The sequence below is a fragment of the Porphyromonas gulae DSM 15663 genome, from assembly GCF_000378065.1.
GTDB classification, from domain to species: Bacteria; Bacteroidota; Bacteroidia; order Bacteroidales; family Porphyromonadaceae; genus Porphyromonas; species Porphyromonas gulae.
In genome coordinates, this window is the sequence record NZ_KB899172.1 from 1 (window position 1) to 18,340 (window position 18,340).

Annotated in this window: 20 protein-coding genes and 1 riboswitch; of the genes, 12 read left to right on the forward strand and 8 right to left on the reverse strand. The window is 47.6% G+C overall.

Annotated elements, in window-relative coordinates; genetic code table 11:
* From F452_RS12865 to metK, 10 genes are all read left to right on the forward strand, one after another.
* On the forward strand, positions 1-1,067 hold a 1,067-nt coding region (locus F452_RS12865), incomplete at its 5' end, for an RHS repeat-associated core domain-containing protein (protein ID WP_018965717.1).
* A 94-nt stretch (positions 1,068-1,161) separates the two neighbouring features.
* Positions 1,162-1,527, forward strand: coding sequence for a hypothetical protein (locus tag F452_RS0108135; RefSeq protein ID WP_018965718.1), 366 nt, complete (start codon positions 1,162-1,164; stop codon positions 1,525-1,527).
* A 204-nt stretch (positions 1,528-1,731) separates the two neighbouring features.
* Positions 1,732-2,211: a hypothetical protein gene (locus tag F452_RS0108140; RefSeq protein WP_018965719.1), complete on the forward strand. Its 480-nt coding sequence runs from the start codon at positions 1,732-1,734 to the stop codon at positions 2,209-2,211.
* A 63-nt stretch (positions 2,212-2,274) separates the two neighbouring features.
* Positions 2,275-3,054, forward strand: a complete 780-nt coding sequence (locus F452_RS0108145) for a hypothetical protein (protein WP_018965720.1) — start codon at positions 2,275-2,277, stop codon at positions 3,052-3,054.
* A 140-nt stretch (positions 3,055-3,194) separates the two neighbouring features.
* Complete coding sequence (locus tag F452_RS0108150; RefSeq protein WP_018965721.1) at positions 3,195-3,644, forward strand: hypothetical protein; 450 nt, start codon at positions 3,195-3,197, stop codon at positions 3,642-3,644.
* A gap of 231 nt (positions 3,645-3,875) precedes the next feature.
* Positions 3,876-4,247 (forward strand): hypothetical protein, encoded by a 372-nt coding sequence (locus tag F452_RS12115; RefSeq protein WP_152567034.1) that lies wholly within the window; start codon positions 3,876-3,878, stop codon positions 4,245-4,247.
* Between the two features lie 12 nt (positions 4,248-4,259).
* Positions 4,260-4,676: a hypothetical protein gene (locus F452_RS0108155; RefSeq protein ID WP_018965722.1), complete on the forward strand. Its 417-nt coding sequence runs from the start codon at positions 4,260-4,262 to the stop codon at positions 4,674-4,676.
* A gap of 37 nt (positions 4,677-4,713) precedes the next feature.
* The gene (locus F452_RS0108160) at positions 4,714-5,265 is read left to right on the forward strand and encodes a hypothetical protein (protein WP_018965723.1); all 552 of its coding nucleotides are present in this window, start codon (positions 4,714-4,716) and stop codon (positions 5,263-5,265) included.
* 17 nt (positions 5,266-5,282) lie between these two features.
* The gene (locus tag F452_RS0108165) at positions 5,283-5,639 is read left to right on the forward strand and encodes a hypothetical protein (RefSeq protein ID WP_039443784.1); all 357 of its coding nucleotides are present in this window, start codon (positions 5,283-5,285) and stop codon (positions 5,637-5,639) included.
* Positions 5,640-5,971: 332 nt separating this feature from the next.
* The gene (metK, locus tag F452_RS0108170) at positions 5,972-7,261 is read left to right on the forward strand and encodes a methionine adenosyltransferase (protein WP_018965725.1); all 1,290 of its coding nucleotides are present in this window, start codon (positions 5,972-5,974) and stop codon (positions 7,259-7,261) included.
* Positions 7,262-7,336: 75 nt separating this feature from the next.
* Here the strand turns inward: metK and F452_RS0108175 are convergent, their stop codons facing one another.
* The 8 genes from F452_RS0108175 to F452_RS12870 form a co-directional block, all read right to left on the reverse strand.
* Positions 7,337-8,014: a thiamine diphosphokinase gene (locus tag F452_RS0108175; protein WP_018965726.1), complete on the reverse strand. Its 678-nt coding sequence runs from the start codon at positions 8,012-8,014 to the stop codon at positions 7,337-7,339.
* On the reverse strand, positions 8,011-8,619 hold the full coding sequence (gene pnuC / locus F452_RS0108180) for a nicotinamide riboside transporter PnuC (protein WP_018965727.1): 609 nt from the start codon (positions 8,617-8,619) through the stop codon (positions 8,011-8,013). The genes F452_RS0108175 and pnuC overlap by 4 nt, the downstream gene beginning before the upstream one ends.
* A 4-nt stretch (positions 8,620-8,623) precedes the next feature.
* Entirely contained in the window at positions 8,624-10,861 is a 2,238-nt protein-coding gene (locus F452_RS0108185; RefSeq protein ID WP_080637714.1) for a TonB-dependent receptor, read from the reverse strand.
* A 76-nt stretch (positions 10,862-10,937) separates the two neighbouring features.
* Positions 10,938-11,051, reverse strand: a riboswitch (TPP riboswitch).
* 32 nt (positions 11,052-11,083) lie between these two features.
* Positions 11,084-12,031 carry a ribosome small subunit-dependent GTPase A gene (gene rsgA / locus F452_RS0108190; protein ID WP_018965729.1) on the reverse strand — a complete coding sequence of 316 codons (948 nt, stop codon included), beginning with the start codon at positions 12,029-12,031 and terminating at the stop codon, positions 11,084-11,086.
* 84 nt (positions 12,032-12,115) lie between these two features.
* A complete protein-coding gene (gene frr / locus F452_RS0108195; RefSeq protein WP_018965730.1) occupies positions 12,116-12,676 on the reverse strand; it encodes a ribosome recycling factor in 561 nt (186 codons plus the stop codon).
* 35 nt (positions 12,677-12,711) lie between these two features.
* On the reverse strand, positions 12,712-13,431 hold the full coding sequence (gene pyrH / locus F452_RS0108200; protein ID WP_018965731.1) for a UMP kinase: 720 nt from the start codon (positions 13,429-13,431) through the stop codon (positions 12,712-12,714).
* Positions 13,432-13,514: 83 nt separating this feature from the next.
* Positions 13,515-15,506 carry a DUF4954 family protein gene (locus F452_RS0108205; protein WP_018965732.1) on the reverse strand — a complete coding sequence of 664 codons (1,992 nt, stop codon included), beginning with the start codon at positions 15,504-15,506 and terminating at the stop codon, positions 13,515-13,517.
* Between the two features lie 334 nt (positions 15,507-15,840).
* On the reverse strand, positions 15,841-15,927 hold the full coding sequence (locus tag F452_RS12870) for a DUF1661 domain-containing protein (protein WP_235317548.1): 87 nt from the start codon (positions 15,925-15,927) through the stop codon (positions 15,841-15,843).
* On the opposite strand from F452_RS12870, the gene F452_RS12875 reads away from it, so the two are divergent.
* Together F452_RS12875 and htpG are read left to right on the forward strand one after the other, a co-directional pair.
* A complete protein-coding gene (locus F452_RS12875) occupies positions 15,896-16,090 on the forward strand; it encodes a DUF1661 domain-containing protein (protein WP_235317541.1) in 195 nt (64 codons plus the stop codon). The genes F452_RS12870 and F452_RS12875 overlap by 32 nt on opposite strands.
* 32 nt (positions 16,091-16,122) lie before the next feature.
* Positions 16,123-18,177 (forward strand): molecular chaperone HtpG, encoded by a 2,055-nt coding sequence (gene htpG / locus F452_RS0108210; RefSeq protein WP_018965733.1) that lies wholly within the window; start codon positions 16,123-16,125, stop codon positions 18,175-18,177.
* The last annotated feature ends 163 nt before the right edge of the window (positions 18,178-18,340 follow it).

The window sequence follows — 18,340 nt, forward strand, 5'->3', positions numbered from 1 at the left end:
CTTATACCCGAAGCGAAGAGTTGTCCACCGACTATGACCGACTGCTCCTGCTCGGACGGGGCTATACAGGGCACGAGTATCTTCCCTGGTTTGGATTGGTCAATATGAATGCCCGACTGTACGACCCTGCTATCGGACGCTTCCTCTCGCCGGATCCCTATGTACAGATGCCGGACTTCTCTCAAAACTTCAACCGCTACAGCTACTGCCTCAATAATCCCCTCAAGTTTACGGATCCTAGCGGAGAATTTGCTTGGGTTCTACTGGGGGTAGCGGCATTGGGAGGGGGGCTTAATTTCTTTTCTAATAAAGAAAATATTGAAGGTTTTTGGGATGGGATTTCATCTTTTATTGTTGGTTCTGCCGCTGCAGTTGCAACGACAGTTGTGGCGGCGGCAGGTGCCGGAATTTTAACAATAGCAAGCATTGCTGCCGGAATGGGGGCTTTAGTATCCACGAATAATGATATAGTTGCTCAAACCGGAAAAAATTTTAGTGGGATAGAGAACGTTGACTGGACGCAGGTTGGGAAAAATGCCTGCATTGGTGGTGTATCTGGATTTGCAGGAGGAAGTGCCGGTTATTGGGCACCCAATTCATCTCTGCTTGTAAACAACATCAATAGCCCTGTTCTTCGTTCGGCAGTAGTTTCGCCTTTAGCAGCTGGAGCGGGTCATATTGCAGGTGGTACTACGGCTGGTTTGCTTCAAGGGCAAAGTTTGGATGTCGCATTCCCTAATTCATTTAACGGTATAGGACAGAGCATGGCAATAGGAGGAGCCATCGGAGTAGCCTCAACCGTTGGCGTTTCTTATGCGAATGGAATAAGTCCGTGGACAGGAAAATCTTTAAATACCTCTATTTCGTCACAAGTTAAACCTAATGATTTAAATACTTATTCGGATGTATTTACAGTGACTTCTGACGGTATAGTTCTACCAAAAGGTGCTTATATTCCTGATAATTTGATAGAAAATCCATACGGAAGATTTGGAAGTTACGGAAAGATAGTGGATGGAAAATTTATTGAGATTGTACGAATAGATCCTCCAACTCTTCCGATATAAAGGTCCAAACACAAGTCATTTCCATCTAAATGGGAATAAAACACATATTTTCGACATTAACAGATGGCCTTGGTAGCATAAATAAAACAAAAAAATGGATTTTAATGATTTAAATTGGCATGATGCCGTAATCAAAAACATATCCATCGACAGAAGTAACCCTGGGAAAAGGGACATTATCCAATTAGATATAATCTGGACTAATGGGATAAAAAGTACAATAACTTTTAGCAATGTATATTTCGCCAGTTTTGAAATGAATTTTGGCATAGTTGCTTTAGATTCTATTTTCAAAGCGTATTCAGAAGATCGAAACAGTTATTTGGTAAAAGAGCTTTATAAAAAATGGGAAGGATTGATCGATGATGTTGACTTAAATTATTATGAGATTGAAACCAATTCCACAAAAAGCACAATCGTAATCATTGCTCAAGAATTCAAGATAGATGACAATTTATGATTTAAGAGAGTCTAACAACGACTTTCTTAATTAGAAAGTTCAAGGGTAAAGTTTGGATGTCGCATTCTCTAATTCATTTAACGGTATGGGACGGAACATGGCAATGGAGTAGCCTCAACCATTGGTGTTTCGTATGCGAATGGAATTAACCCGTGGTCGGGAAAGGATCTTGCAATGATAGATATGAGGTAGAAGAATAAGAGCATGGCAAAGCGAATAATCACAAGGATAGGGGACGTTTTTGAAGTCCAATTGGATAATTGCAAGAAATACTTTCAGTACATCGCAAATGACATGACACAGCTCAACAGCAGTGTAATACGTGCTTTTGTAGAAGAATATCCCTTAGACTATTCTCCGATCTTAGAAAATATTACCGCGGGCAAGGTTGATTTTTATGCACACACAGTCCTCCGATGGGGTATTCAGTCGGATTTGTGGTATAAAGTTGGTCGGATCGGTTTCGAAGAAGACGTGAATGTCCTTTTTAGGACCTACGATCAAGATGGTTATGTCCCTGTATCCAAACGTTGGTTGGTGTGGAAAATTAACCAACCAATGAAGTTTGTCGGTGAGCTCAGAGGAGAAAATCGGAATGCTGAAATAGGCCTTGTAATAAACCCTGATGAAATCTTTGAGAGGATAAAGAGTGGAGCATACAAAACTCGCTTTCCATGTTTTTAATAAGTAGTATAAATATCATCTATTTTACTCATAAAACGATAATTCATTGACGAAAAAAACAACATGAAAAGGTTATATTTCATTTTAGCGTTGTCCGTTTTATCTCTTGCGAGTTGTTACGGACAGCATACAACAGCAGATTTAAAAAAGACCGAAGTACAAAGAGAGTTGCTCAAAGAGTATTTCCTTTGTGTATGTATTACAGAAGGCTTTAAGGACAAACAAATTGCCGAAGATGATACATCGCAAAGCGTGTACTTCGATATACTCCGATACAGTCCGGAGGCTTTTCAAGAGGTTAAGAACTGCACAAAAAAGTTTGTTGAAACCATAGCTCCCTCTCCGATTGTAGATTTAGGCAATAAACGAGCAGTTATTTTAAGTTGTATAGAAAAATACAAGAGTAAGGAGTTAGGCAACTTTATTAAGTCTATGGATAAGCACCCATCGGCAGACGGTCAATCGCTTCAAACGACGATTATTGACGGCGATGTTTATATTTACGAATATGCCTTGAAGAAGCCTGATCAGGCACATATTGGATTTATCATTATAAACAATGATTTGATTGTTCAAGATATTTATTTTACCGTAAACTTTTCAAAAGAGCAGGTAAAAAATGTATGTAGAAGGGACAAGGCGATAACAAATACTGTTCAATATTCAAAAAGAGAAGATGGCAATATATTGATTGATAGAAATAAGTTTTTGTGCTATGATAGTGAAAATTTTATCAGCAGACAAAAACTAATATCGGATAATATTTATAAAATGATCTACCCTTCTTTTTTGAAAATGACGAATAAGGAACGGTTGAAAATATTAAATGACCTTTCAAAATAAAATCCCTATCTGGTGCAAGTTTGCAATTTGCACCTAAAACATTAGCCGTTTTTAACGGCAACAAATTAAAATCAACAACCATCCAATGGAGTAATGGTATCAGACCTTGGACATTTTCTTATTTCTTAAATCAATAAAGAATGAAACAATTGTTTTTAATATTATGTATATCTTTGATTTTTAATAATTTCTTAATAGGGCAAGAAAAGTTGAAGGAAAATATATCCAAAGACATTTTGGATTGTCTTACAGAAGTGGGAAAGGATGCTGTGTCTACACTGAATGTTTGCGAAAGTAAGTACTTGAATTATCGTTTTAAAAAAGACAAAAACGCATTTGATTTTTATGGTAAAAAAGTAGCATTTCTCAAAGGTAATGCAGGTACAATAAAGAGTGCAAAGAAAGATTTTTTTGATAAAGAAAAATATTTTATAGAAATAAAAGGTTTTCTTCCTACAGGTTCGGTTCAGTTGATAATTTTTAATGACGATGAAGTAAAGCAGGTTGGATATGATGCTGTTATTGTTTCTTCAAGTAAAAGATTACTCACTAAAGAAGAGGTTGTTAAAATATTGAGGAAAAAACATTAAACGTTGCAGTTTCAACGAGTATTAGTATTGCATTATTTAATTTTACTACCGGCTCCTTTGATTATCTCGGCAAAAAAGGTAATGAGTGGTATGAAAACTTGGGGTATGGATTAGGGGTTCTGGCAAATTTATCTGATGGCGTTTCGCTTTTCAGAGGTGGTGGACAAAATATTAAAGTCAATTCTGCAAAAACAAGCAAGGATGATTGGTGGGGTCACAGCTCCATAACTGATGAAAAAAGGAAAATCGTTAGTGTCTGTTGGTCCTCCATTGGATAGCCCTGTTGTAAAATCAAACAGCCTATTAGAAACTTGGCAAAACTCTATAAAAAAAGCAAATTTAGAGTGGGATACATATTTAGGAGCAAAAGGGACTTGGTCTATAGAATTGAACAATGTTAGCACCACAGCTATAAATAAATATGCATCAGGTATAACTCGTTGGGACTTACTTCTTAACAGTTGCATAGGACATACTTCAAGGGCTTTATGGGGTGCGGGAGTTCCGAACATATATTTATTCCACCCGCATTTTTTAAATGCTCAACTACTTCTTAGACAATTAGGGATTTACACAAGCCCGTATCTTTGTCAAATTCCATAAAAAACAAAAACAATGAAAACGTTATTTATAGTAGCATGCTTGGAAATTATAGCATTCGGTTGTTCTCCTATTATCAAAAGCAATTCTAATGATATGGAACAGAAAGCAATTAGTGATAATTTTCTGTTGAGTGAAACTGAGAGTGCATATCTCAATAGCATTTTTGAGGCTACTCGTAAAGATTTTGATTTTACCAATAAACAAGTAGGATTTATTAAAATTAGTGGAGAAAGAGGTAAAAATCATTACTTTGATATGCAAGAAAAACATTCTGCCGATCCAAACTACCCCTGCGATAATGGCACATTGTATATTTTCAATGCTGCCCAAAAAGCCGAGAGCGGTGGTTATGATGCTGCGATTGTGTATTGGTGTAAATTTTCACTCCGGACTGAAGACGTAGTCAAGAGGTTGAGAACGAAGCATTAAGTCAGTTTTTTGCTTAATAAATGACAGATACATATTTATGAATGATACGGAAACCGTGGTAGCAAAGATTATTTTTGGAGTAGATGAAGATGGTTTCGTCTATGGTTCGAAAGACCGGCCGGATGCCTGCCCTGTTTGTGGGAACAGGATCAAAGATGTCTACGATCTACACTATAGGCTGAACAGGAAGTCGACCTTTATGTATACGTATGACGGCTACAATATAGTATCGCAACCCTTCAAGGATTTTTGCGATGCAAATGGCTATCCGGGGCTGTCCTTTACCGAACTAACACATTATCCCGGCTATTACTTCTTTTCTGTAGAGAATGTATTCGAACTGGATCCCGATAAGATGGATTGCAGCGGCCATCATGATTGCTGTGACTCCGCTGATTCTCTTGCGCTACCATTGAAGAAAAAAAAGGAAGATTTTGAAATAGAATCCAATGATTTCATCTGCCGATCGGATGTCAGATTCGGGGATAAGGGCAAAAAGTTTTTTCTTATCATTGTCGGCCTCGAGACAGAAAAGAAGATGAAGCAGTTCGGATTGAAGAAAATACACTACGTCAAAGTAGTAAAATGATTTTATAAGAGAGAACAATGAAAAGCATATTGATTTCACTTTTTGTGATTTTTTCAAACACAAGTGCTGTGGCACAAATATACCATATGACAAACAAGTATAGTGATATTCCACAGGCAGTGCTGAATAATCTTGACAAAATAGGTATTGACGATTCTCCCTTATTGAGCCCACAAGAAGCTGAGTATATTCGTTCTCTTGTGAGAGAAGAAATAGATATGAGTGGGAAAAAGATTGCTTTTTTAACAGGTAACACGGGCAGTATAAGAGGCAATAAAAAAGATTTTTTTGACAACCTCAAAGGAGGGGATTATTCGAGGTTGCGCTATTTGGGGACTTTATATGTTTTTGCTCTGTCTCAAAAAAAGAATTAGGTGGTTATGATGCTGCAGTCGTATGCGGAAGCAAGAAGTTGAATACCATGCAGGAAGTAAAGAGAAAAATTAAAAGCCACACAAGAAACAGAATCGGGGACTAGGGCCGAGGGCACAGGGAATGGTTATTTTTCCGCTTATCGAGGATTTCCTGCGCCAAAAGCTATATCTTTGTGGTGAACCAAACAGCGTGGAAGGATTTGTAATGCTTGCAACCACGAGAAAAAATGCTAAAACATTTCTTCTTAGAAAGCTCATCGACAGCTATTCTCCAATGGAGTGTGCAAGCCCTTCTGTGCGAAGGAAGTTTTACAAATTAAAAACAAAAAGATATGAGCTATCTATTCACATCCGAATCGGTTTCAGAGGGTCATCCTGACAAAGTATCCGACCAAATATCCGACGCCATCCTCGACCAATTTCTGGCTGCAGACCCCGACTCCAAAGTGGCCTGCGAGACGCTTGTAACCACCGGACAGGTGGTCTTGGCCGGCGAAGTCAAAAGCCGTTCGTATGTAGACGTACAGGAGACCGCGCGTGGTGTCATCGAAAGAATCGGCTACACGAAAAGCGAATACGGCTTCGATGCTCGCAGCTGCGGGATCTTCTCCAGTATTCACGAGCAGAGTGCGGACATCAATCGCGGAGTCGATCGCTCGGATCGATCCGAGCAAGGAGCCGGAGACCAAGGTATGATGTTCGGTTATGCCACGAACGAGACGGAGAACTACATGCCCCTGACGCTGGATCTGGCGCACCACCTCCTCTATGAACTGGCAGCTATTCGCAAGGAGCCTTCTTCACCGATGCCTTATTTGCGCCCTGATGCCAAGAGTCAAGTGACGATCGAACATGACGATGAGGGCAGACCCATCCGGATAGACACGATCGTGATTTCCACCCAGCATGACGAATTCGTCCAAGCATCGGACAGCATCTCCGAAGCAAAAGCCGACCGGATGATGCAGGAGCGCATCCACCATGACATTGCTACCATCCTGATCCCCCGAGTGAAAATGCTATACAAACCGGAGATCGCCGCCCTATTCGATGAAAAGGTACGCCTCTTCGTCAATCCTACGGGTAAGTTTGTAATCGGAGGGCCGCATGGAGACACGGGGCTGACGGGACGCAAGATCATAGTAGATACTTACGGAGGCAGGGCCTCTCATGGCGGTGGAGCTTTTTCCGGCAAGGATCCATCCAAGGTAGACCGCTCCGCGGCTTATGCAGCCCGACACATAGCCAAAAATATGGTTGCAGCCGGCGTGGCCGACGAAATGCTTGTACAGGTGGCCTATGCCATCGGAGTGGCAGAGCCGGTAAGCATATACGTTAATACGAAAGGCCGCAATCATGTGGCGCTATCGGATGGACAAATAGCGGAGAAGATCAAGAAGCTCTTCGATATGCGTCCTTACGCCATCGAGCAACGTCTGAAGCTCCGCAATCCGATATACGAAGAGACCGCAGCATACGGCCACTTCGGACGCGAACCCTACGAAGCATACAAAACCTTCGTCGATGAGCAGGGAACGGAACAGATGCGAATCGTGGAGCTGTTCACCTGGGAAAAGTTGGATTACGTAGACAGGATCAAAGCCGAGTTTGGTCTGTCGTAATCTCAGTCTGCCCCTTTTTATCGCAAGATGAGCGGTTCGCCCCTCTCTTAAAGGGGGCAGAGGGGTAGTTTTATTCTACCGGTTTTTCACTTCATCAGCCACAAAGACGACCAACGGGGCAGCAGAGGATAGATAGATCGTATCGCTCACTGCCTCGTTGAGCGTTCCGCACCACAACTCCGGCAGAGTGGTATTGCTAAGTGGCCACTTCAGGCCTTCGGCCGTGACGGCTGATCCGCTGAAGCTGAATATAGAGATTTGTCTCCCTCGCTCCACTTCTATGCGAGCCTCCCCGTTAAAAGCCAAAAAACATCCGTAATCCGTAGGCATCACGATCTTTTCGAAAAAGCGGGTATATCCGGGCAGAAGTGCCAGATTGCCGACAAAATGATCTTCACGACGACCCGATGTCCCCAGCAGACAGACCTCGCGTGGAGAATAGGTCTTGGCCGAGAACATAACAGCCTTCGTCAGGTCATTGGTATCCTGCTCGTCTATGCGATGTAGTTTTTCTGCAGGCAAAATATGTCGTGAGCCTGTAAAAGAATCCAAGTCGCCCACTACTGCATCCGGCTCTGCACCATAGTCCAGCAAGTTCTGTATGGCACCATCACAACAGACAATAGTACCTTCAGGATGCTCCGATGCCCGCCGGAGGATAGCAAGGGGGAGGGTTTTACGAGGAAATTCACCCTTGGCCAGAATAACAAAAAGCGGAGCTGTCTCCGGAGTAAGCGAGGGGAAGAATATCATAGGTCGATACTGATTGCGGCCTGTCGTTGCATCTTGCGCCACCGGAAATATCCCAGAACGGACATAACGGTATTGACGGCAAAGACGACAGTGGTGATATGGTCGCCGGATTTATAGAAAAGGGATAAGCTGATGATATTGGCTACGAACCAGCACACCCAGTGCTGACGGATGCGACGTGCCAGCCAAATCATCCCGACAAAGCTGATTACAGTGGCAAGCGTATCGGCCCACGGCACAAGACTATCCGTATAGTGGGACAATACATAGAACATCGGGAGAAAAGCCACCGTAGCCGCAGCAAGGCTGATCCACAGCACACGCGGGGAGATGGATACGATGGCACCCTCTTCTGTCCCTTCGCGGTGGCGAAGCCACATCACCCAGCCGATAATACTGGTGATCAGGTAGTAGACATTGATGAGCACATTGCCATAGAACTGTGCCTCGACCGAGAGATAAATGTAGAAGAACGGCAGGATGATCCCCACAGGCCACAGCCAGACACTCGCCTTATATTCGAGATAGACCCAAATAAAATTGACGAGTGCTGCTGCCAGCTCGATGGGATGAGCCAGGATGAATTGGGTCACCGCTGTCATCATCGGATTAAAAATCGATCGTCAGACTACCCAGTGCATTGAATCCGGCCTGAGGATAATAGCGCAGGTCGGCATATGCACTTTGTCCTCCGGCCGACTGTACGTAACCGGCATCGTAGACGTAGGCGTTGGATGCATACATGAGGTTGAAGAGGTTGTTGAGCTGTACGCCCAATGCCACTCTCTTAACGAAGTGAACCGGCAGCACATAGCCGAGACGGAGGTCGTTCACCCAATAGGAGGGGAGCATGCGATCGCTGCGCTGCGTATTGTCCAGATATTGCTTGCTGACGAAGCGGCTCGTCCAAGCCATTTCGAAACCGGCATGAGAGAGGGTAAGCATGCTACCGGCAATGACATTGGGCGAGTAGGCTATATCCGTATTCTCGAGGGTCTCCTCCTTGAGTTCGAGCCAGTTGTAGTCGGCATCATATACGGATGTATATTGCACGTAGCGATCGATTTTGTTGCGGCTCACGGTGAAAGAAGCATCCCAACGCAGCAAACGCGGAAGAATCTGCCAACCGAGAGTCAGCTCCAGTCCCATACGGTAGCTGTCGGGGACGTTGCTTGTGAGCATCTGTCCCACATCGCTCAAACGGCCATCCAGCACGAGCTGATCCTTGTATTGCATATAATAGAGACCTACTCCGGCCGACAAGAGAGGCGAAGCATAGCGGTAGCCCAGCTCATAATCGATCAGTCGTTCAGGTGTAGGATACTGTCCTATTCCGGCCTCGGTGTAATTGGTTCTGTTAGGCTCGCGGTGTGCCACCGCTACAGAAGCATAGGCAGTATGAGCATCGTCGAAACTATAGGTAAGACCTGCTTTCGGATTGAGGAAGCGGAAGGTCTTGTCCAAATCGATATGCTGCATACTTCCCTGTACCTCATCGTATTCGTCCGTGATGCCGTTTATCGTGTAACCGATGGTACGATATTGGAGGTCGGCATACATATTCAGATCCGGAGTGATCTGCCAGTTGGCTTTGGCAAAGGCCGCCCCCTCTCTTTTGTCTGCCCTGTTCCGATAATATTCGAAGTCGGGAGCTAAGGGCTGGTTGTACTTTTTGATGTAAGTGATACGGCCGAAGTGGTCTCCTTTATAGATATTGCCCGAGGTCCCGAACTGCAAATCCCATGCACCGGTACGCCAGTTAAGCGAACCGATGAGTCCTCCGAAGTCATTGTCCAGATACTTCTGACGGATGAGATCCGTTTTCTTCACGGTCACGCCGTTTTCCACGTAGGGTTGCAGTGCATATTCCTTTAGTTTACGTCCGGTACGATATTCGTCCGTATAGCCATATCCGGCCGTATAGTGTGCCGTGAGGTTGAGGATAACAGCACGAGAGAAGCTGTGCGTCATGATGGCATGGTAGTGACGCTGCTCGTAATTGTCTGTATTGTGGTAGTAGTGCGGTACTCCTTGCGCATCCACGTACATAAGACCGGCACTGTTGTATCGGCGGCCATATTTGGCTTCATCCTCCTTGGAAAGACCGTTCCATGCGATACCCGTAACTTCTTTTCCTCCGAAAGTGATGAACTTGAGAGCCGTGTTGCCGCCGAAATAGCCCACTTGTGCAAAATAGGATTTCAGGTCCACGCTTCCTCTATCCACGTAGCCGTCCGATCCGATCTTGGACAGGCGAGCATCCACTGCCCAGTGGCGGCCGATGCGTCCGCTACCGAGTTTGACCGAGCGACGGAATGTGCCGAACGAACCTCCGCTCAAATCGACACGACCATAAGGAGCCAGTCCCAGATTCTCCGTACGCATATTGACGCTTGCCCCGAAAGCTCCGGCACCATTGGTGGAAGTACCCACACCTCGCTGCACCTGAAGGTCTTCGATCGAAGAGGCGAAGTCGGGCATATTCACCCAAAAGACGGACTGAGATTCGGAGTCGTTGAGAGGTACTCCGTTGGTCGTTATGTTGATGCGATTGGCATCGGTGCCACGCACGCGAAAGCCGGAATATCCGATCCCCGTACCGGCATCGCTGGTGGCTACCACGGAGGGAGTCAGCATCAGCAGATAGGGGATGTCACGACCATAATTGGATTTGGCAAGTTCGGCCTTGCGCACGTTAGTGTAAGCGACAGGTGTTTTCGCCGTGGCGCGAGTAGTTACGACCTGTACGGTCTGGAGCTGTATATTGCTAAGACTATCTATCTCGCTGTCGGAGACGGGTGCTTGTGCCGTCAGGCAGAAAGGCAAGACGGCTAAGGCGGCAATCATGTGAAGTTTTTTCATAAATCTCTTATCATTGAAGTTGGACAAAGAAGAGAGAGGGGGAATGATTGCTTCGCCGTGAAGATAGTCGGACGGAGAGTTTCCTACGCCGGTATTGTCCGGTTCAGGTGATGAGGGTTTGTTCTCAGCCATCCACGCATTCCGATTGCTACAGGAAGCACCCCTTCTCCCAATTTTATGGGACAAAGATAAGAAAACGTTCGTCCGTCAGTATTCGGGACGATACCGCTCGGCATTTTCGTCTTCGAGAATGCTCAAGTAGCTGATATAGCGACTCTCGGCTATCTCTCCCCTCCGAAGAGCTTCCAGAACGGCACAGCCCGGCTCGTGCGTATGCGTGCAGTTGCCGAACCGACAGCCCTCGCTCGCAGCGAATATCTCCGGGAAATAATGAGAGACTTCATACTCGCCCATTTCCAACGTACCGAAGCCTTTGATCCCGGGTGTATCGATAAGAGCCGACCCGGGAGAGAGATCGGGGAAGTCGATCATTTGTGAGAAGGTGGTCGTATGCATGCCGGTATGATGGGCTTGGGATATGGCCCCTGTACGCAAATCGGCATGAGGGATCAGGGCATTGATCAAGGTGCTTTTGCCTACGCCTGAATGGCCGGCCAGGAGTGTCAGCTTGCCATCGAGCAGGGTCTTGAGTGCCGGGAGACCTTCGCCCGTAGTCGCCGACACGTGGCAGCAGGGGTAGCCTATGGCGGTGTAGACAGCCGACAGCCGGCCCAATTGCAAGCGATCTTCTTGCGTGTAGCAGTCTATTTTGTTGAATACAAGAATAACCGGTACGCGATAGGCTTCTGCCGTAGCGAGGAAACGATCGATAAAGACGGTGGTAGTCACCGGATCGTTGATGGTACAGACCAGCATGGCAGCATCCAAGTTGGCTCCCAGTATATGGGACTCTTTCGAGAGATTGCTGGCTCGCCTGATGATATAATTGCGTCGGGGATGGATTCGTTTGATATAGGCCGGCTGCCCTTGCTGAGAGGTGGGGACGATCTCCACGCGATCGCCTACGGCTACGGGATTGGTGGAGCGGATGCCTTTGAGCCGCAGGTTGCCTTTGGCCATGCAGTATAGCTCCGTGCCATCCGTGCAACGCACCAGATACTGACTACCCGTATTCTTAACTACGACTCCATCCATAAACGGCTTTGCGGTGTAATAAAACAGCGATGAGGCAGAATCAAGAAACTCTGCTTCATCGCTGAGGGGATAGATTTTTCACGCTTACACGGTCATGATTTCCTTTTCCTTTTCGGCAAAGAGTTCGTCGATCTTCTTGATATAACGATCGTGAACCTTCTGCATCTCTGCCTCTGCATCTTTGGCTACATCCTCAGGAGTACCATCGGTCTTGACGCTTTTCTTGATCGCATCGATGGCATCGCGGCGGGCATTGCGTACACTCACCTTGGCGTCCTCGGCATCTCCTTTGGTCTGCTTCACCAACTGGCGGCGGCGTTCCTCTGTCAGAGGAGGAAGGCCCAGACGAATCAGCTCACCGTTGTTCTCGGGAGTAATCCCAAGCGGAGAGTCCATGATAGCCTTCTCGATGTCCTTGATCAGGGAACGCTCCCACGGGGTGACTACGATGGTCTTCGCATCGGGCGTATTGACGGATGCCACCTGTGTCAGAGGAGTGGCACTGCCGTAGTACATGACCATGATACCATCGAGGAGTTTGGGGCTGGCCTTTCCCGCACGCACATGAGACAGCTGCTCGTCCAGATACTCCACTGCCTTCTCCATATTAGCCGTTGCTTTGGCTATCAGTTCTTTTATTTCCATATCTCTATATGTATTTGTTTTGTCTTGCTATTCCTTCAGGCACTCGTATTTGAAACGTATGTGCCGATCTTCTCTCCTCTCAACACCTTGAGGAGGTTCCCCGGCGTATCCATATCGAAGACGACGATGGGCAGGTTATTCTCCATACACATGGCCGTGGCAGTCAGATCCATTACTTTCAGACCTCGGGCATAAATCTCATCGTAGGTGATCCTGTCGAACTTCGTAGCCGAAGGATCCTTCTCCGGATCTGCCGTGTAGATACCATCCACGCGCGTTCCCTTGAGCATGGCATCGGCTTCTATCTCGATGCCGCGAAGCGATGAGCCGGTATCCGTGGTGAAGAAAGGATTGCCTGTGCCGCAAGAGAAAATAGTCACATAACCCTGTTCGAGCAATTCTATGGCATGCCATTTGTTGTAGAACTCCCCTATCGGCTCCATGCGTACGGCCGTAAGCACCTTGGTCTTCACCCCTATCCCCTCAAGAGCAGAGCTGAGAGCCAAGCTGTTGATTACCGTGGCCAGCATGCCCATCTGATCTCCTTTGACACGGTCGAACCCCTTGGCGGCACCGCTCACTCCACGGAAGATATTACCTCCTCCGATGACGATACCGATCTGTACGCCCATGGCACAAGCTTCCTTGATGTCCGAGGCATAATCGGCCAACCGATTCGGGTCGATGCCGTATTGCTGAGCACCCATGAGCGACTCGCCGCTCAGTTTGAGCAGCACTCGTTTATATGCAGTCATTATTCTTTTCTATCAGTTTATTACAAAGAAAAGCATATTTTCCATACCCCCATTCGTCGAAAGACGCGGCCGAATGGCTGTTTTCACTCCAGACGAGAGAGCATCTCTTCGCCGAGAGCACGCTTTTTCCGGATGTGCTCCACCACCTCGACGATGAAGGGATTGCTTTCGAAATCGCCCCGTACCTCATCGAAATCGCGGTGCTTCATCTCCCCCACCAAGTCTATCCCGAAGCCTACCTGACTGTGCATTTGGAATTCCTTCTTGGCATCCTCATAGAGCATCTCGTCCAGGCGGATCACCGAACGCATCCATGTATGCACCAGTTCGGCTACTTTGGATCGGGTGAGATCCTCGGGGTTCAGCTCGTACCATTCGAGCAGAGCATTGTATGCCCAGCACCATTCATAGTCGTAGTATCGGCCATGAATATCCTTCATCCGCTCATTCACCTCCGCAAGGCTCTTGATCCGGCCTTCTTTGATCAAGGAAGTAAGGCGGTGGATCTGTTGTTGCGGAGCGATCATACCACAGATGTCCACCCAGCTGCCATCTCCCTCATTGTGGGTGGGTTTGAGAGCGGCCAATACCTCCTCATCCGTACGGCAAGGACAATCCTCAAGGCGTTTGATGATGGAGTTGCCGAAAAACTTGTTCAGCCCCATCTCATAGAACATCAACCCCTTGTCCAAAGCAGAGGAACGTATGCGCATATCGTGATAGACATAGGTCTGTCCCTCGCTGCCCAGTATCTTGCGTAGCTTCTTCAGCTTCCGACTGCCTCGCATCATCTTACCGGCAGTGAAAGGACTCAAGAGGTTGAAGTTGATATTGTCCAGCAAATCCGGATCTTTACGCTTATCTCTCGCCGGCCACTTCTTGGCGTCACGAATGGTCCCGACACTGCGCAGATTGATACCCGGCACCAAATAGGATTCGTTTCGGTCCTCTATGATATAAGAGAAGGGGAAGGCCGAGCTGTCGATATGGTGTACGTGTCGTCCCATCACCAATGTGAAAGGCCCTATCCTGGAAGGCCAGAGGATGTAAGAGTCGCTCGTGGTCTTCGATCCGCGCTCCACGATGCCCTGATGGATGGGGCCGAGCTTGTAGAGGTGATTGCTCTGGTTGGAGCCGCTACCGGCATTGAGGAAAGAGTATAGACCGGCAATGAGCAGGCTCGACTTGTGCATCGACACCGTGTAAGGCCCGGCAAAGACGGCACAGGCTTCGCCGTTTTCGCCCTGGCAGTTGGCAAAGAAGAGCGAATCATGTGCAGAGAAAAGGTGCCCCAAATGGGTACCCTGCCCCACAAAACAGTGCGAAACGGTGACTCCATCCGTGACGCTGCTGCCCGAACAGAGGATGAAATCGCGGCAGACGACATTATAGCCCACCGACACGGGAGCTTCTTTCTTGCTGTTGATACTGCCGTTGCAGAGGTGCGAGGCACCGGTGATCTCGGTATAATCTCCGATACAAACATTCTCTATCGTATTGCATCCGTGGATAACCACATGAGAGCCTATTGCTCCCATATCCGACCGGCGCGACTCGGCATAAGCTTTGGCCATGGCAGCGAGCGATTCGGTCAGCACCTTGTCATGCCTGTACATGGCCATCAGATAGGCCGTCTGGGCAGTCAGGTTGTCAGTGATCGTAACCTCGCGTCCGCCGGTTTCGTTCAGCACGGTTACCTCCACGCCGTTGCCGAAGGTGGTGGATTCCGTTACGGCTATGGTATCAATGTTTTCGATTCGGGTATAATCGCCTATCCTGTAATTAGCCAAATAGCTATTGACATGGAAGATGACGACTTCATCTCCGATGATGCAGTTGTGCAGGCGTGCGATATTGATACCCGTAGGCACGTGGAGGCCTCCCGGCAACAGGTGACTTCCTCGCGTGGATCCGATCCGGATCTGTCCGCTGAACATGACGTGCAGACAACGATTCGCATCGAAGCCTTCTGCCACCTCCACCATCGTCCAATCGGCGCACTGGCAGTAGTTGCCTTCCAGCACGGATATTTCTTCTTCGGTCAAATGCCTGTATATTTTCCCATTTTCTTTCATAAATCCACTTTTTGCAGTCAGGTCTCTAATCTCCCTCTATCGGATACAGAAAGGTGTAGATCGGACAACTCTCCTTTCCGCGCCTTGTGTTTTCTATAGTCGAGGGGGGGGTATTCTTTTTTGTTGGTCTCAAAAATAAAAAAATCCTATCGTTTCCTCGCATAGAAGGCTGTATTGCAGAGGGAAAAGAGGTGGATTCCACATGAGACACAATCACTTGGATTTGGAAGTAAGGTACGGGAGAGGCCGAATGTGTTTTTGCCAAGATTACTTCCACTACAATGCGAGGGGAAGGATGCCTGCAAGCATACTCCTCACGAATTTGGTTCGAGAATTAGCCGGACTGTGGTTCGTGTTTTCTGAAATTTAGGAGCGACTTTTTTTCCGTTGTGGCGCGAGAATTTTTTACTTCCCGAACCAAAACGAAAAAATTCTCACGCCACGTTTTTCCAAACGTGGAACCGCCATTTTTACGAACCGGAATCATCCGGAAGCGAAAAAAGGCAGTCCGGGCGAAAGAATGCGCCAGATTGTCAGTTCCGAACTCTGTGGCACCGGATTTGTCGTTCCTTTCGTCGGAATAGAAACAAACAAAACATTAACATAATAACACACTATGAGTAAGAAAGGAACTATCGGGGTAACGAGTGACAATATATTCCCCGTCATCAAAAAATTCCTGTACAGCGACCATGAGATATTCCTGCGTGAGATCGTATCCAATGCCGTGGACGCTACGCAGAAGCTGAAAACGCTTGCATCCGTCGGCGAATTCAAAGGCGAGACGGGTGACCTCCGCGTAACGGTCAGCGTGGACGAAGTGGCACGCACGATCACGGTCAGCGACCGCGGCGTGGGGATGACCGAAGAGGAGGTGGAGAAGTACATCAATCAGATTGCTTTCTCCAGCGCAGAAGAGTTTCTCGAAAAGTACAAAGATGACAAGGCTGCCATTATCGGCCACTTCGGACTCGGATTTTACTCGGCTTTCATGGTGTCCGAGCGAGTGGATGTGATCACGCGTTCTTTCCGGGAAGATGCTGCGGCGGTGAAGTGGAGCTGCGACGGATCGCCCGAATACACGCTCGAACCGGCGGACAAAGCTGACCGCGGTACCGACATCGTGATGCACATCGATGAGGAGAATAGCGAGTTCCTCAAAAAAGAAAAGATAGAGGGACTCCTCGGCAAATACTGTAAGTTCCTTACCGTGCCGATCATTTTCGGCAAGAAGCAGGAATGGAAAGACGGCAAGATGCAAGACACGGACGAGGATAATCAGATCAACGACACGCATCCGGCCTGGACCAAAAAGCCTGCCGACCTCAAGGACGAAGACTATAAGGAATTTTACCGTTCGCTCTATCCCACATCCGAGGAGCCTCTCTTCTGGATCCACCTCAACGTGGATTATCCGTTCAATCTGACGGGTATCCTCTATTTCCCGAAGATCAAGAACAACTTGGATCTGCAGCGCAACAAGATTCAGCTCTACTGCAATCAGGTTTACGTCACCGATGAGGTACAGGGTATCGTGCCGGACTTCCTCACCCTCCTGCATGGGGTCATCGATTCGCCGGATATTCCCCTCAACGTATCGCGCTCCTATCTGCAGAGCGATGCCAATGTGAAGAAGATCTCGTCTCATATCACCAAGAAGGTGGCAGACCGTCTGGAGGAAATTTTCAAAAACGACCGCCCCACATTCGAAGAGAAATGGGATAGTCTGAAGCTCTTCGTCGAATACGGTATGCTGACGGACGAGAAGTTCTATGAGCGTGCAGCCAAGTTCTTCCTCTTCACCGATATGGACGGACACAAGTACACGTTCGACGAATACCGTACGCTCGTCGAGGGTGTACAGACGGACAAGGACGGACAGGTGGTGTATCTCTACGCTACGGACAAGCACGGACAGTACAGCCACGTGAAGCGTGCAGCCGACAAGGGCTACAGCGTGATGCTGTTGGACGGTCAGTTGGATCCGCATATCGTGAGCCTGCTGGAGCAAAAGTTGGAGAAGACACACTTTGTCCGCGTCGATAGCGACACGATCAACAATCTGATCCGCAAAGAAGAAAAGGCAGAAGTGAAGCTGTCCGACACGGAGCGCGCCACCCTCGTGAAGCTGTTCGAAGCACGCCTGCCACGGGACGAGAAGAAGCACTTCAACGTAGCTTTCGAATCGCTCGGAGCAGAAGGCGAAGCCATCCTCATCACGCAAGCCGAATTCATGCGGCGTATGCGCGATATGGCACAGCTGCAGCCGGGTATGAGCTTCTACGGCGAACTCCCCGATTCGTACAATCTGGTACTCAATACCGACCATCCGCTCATCGACAGAGTGCTCTCCGGTGAGAAGGAATCGGTAGAGCCTTCGCTCACAGAGCTTAGAGCAAAAATCGCCGAACTGAAAGCGGAAGAGGCCAAACTGCTCGAAGAGGAAAAAGGGAAGAAACCGGAGGAAATCCCTGCTGCCACGAAGGAAGCCAAGGAGAACAATGCCATCGAACAGGCCAAAACCGAAGGCAGCATCAACGAACAACTGACCCAATATGCTCAGGACAACGAGCTGATAGGTCAGCTCATCGACTTGGCTCTGCTCGGAAGCGGTCTGCTGACTGGAGAGGCTTTGGCCGAATTCATTCGCCGCAGCCAGCGTCTGCTCTGAGAAGTGAATAGGGAGTTGTGCTGAGATCCCGATTTTTCCACTCTCCTTGCCATGTCATCGGCAGGGAGAGTGAGGATATAAAACAAGCACCCCCCGAAAGCCGTGGCTTTTGGGGGGGTGCTTGTTTTTAGAGCTTCCTCCGGTCTCTTTTCCTCATCGGAAC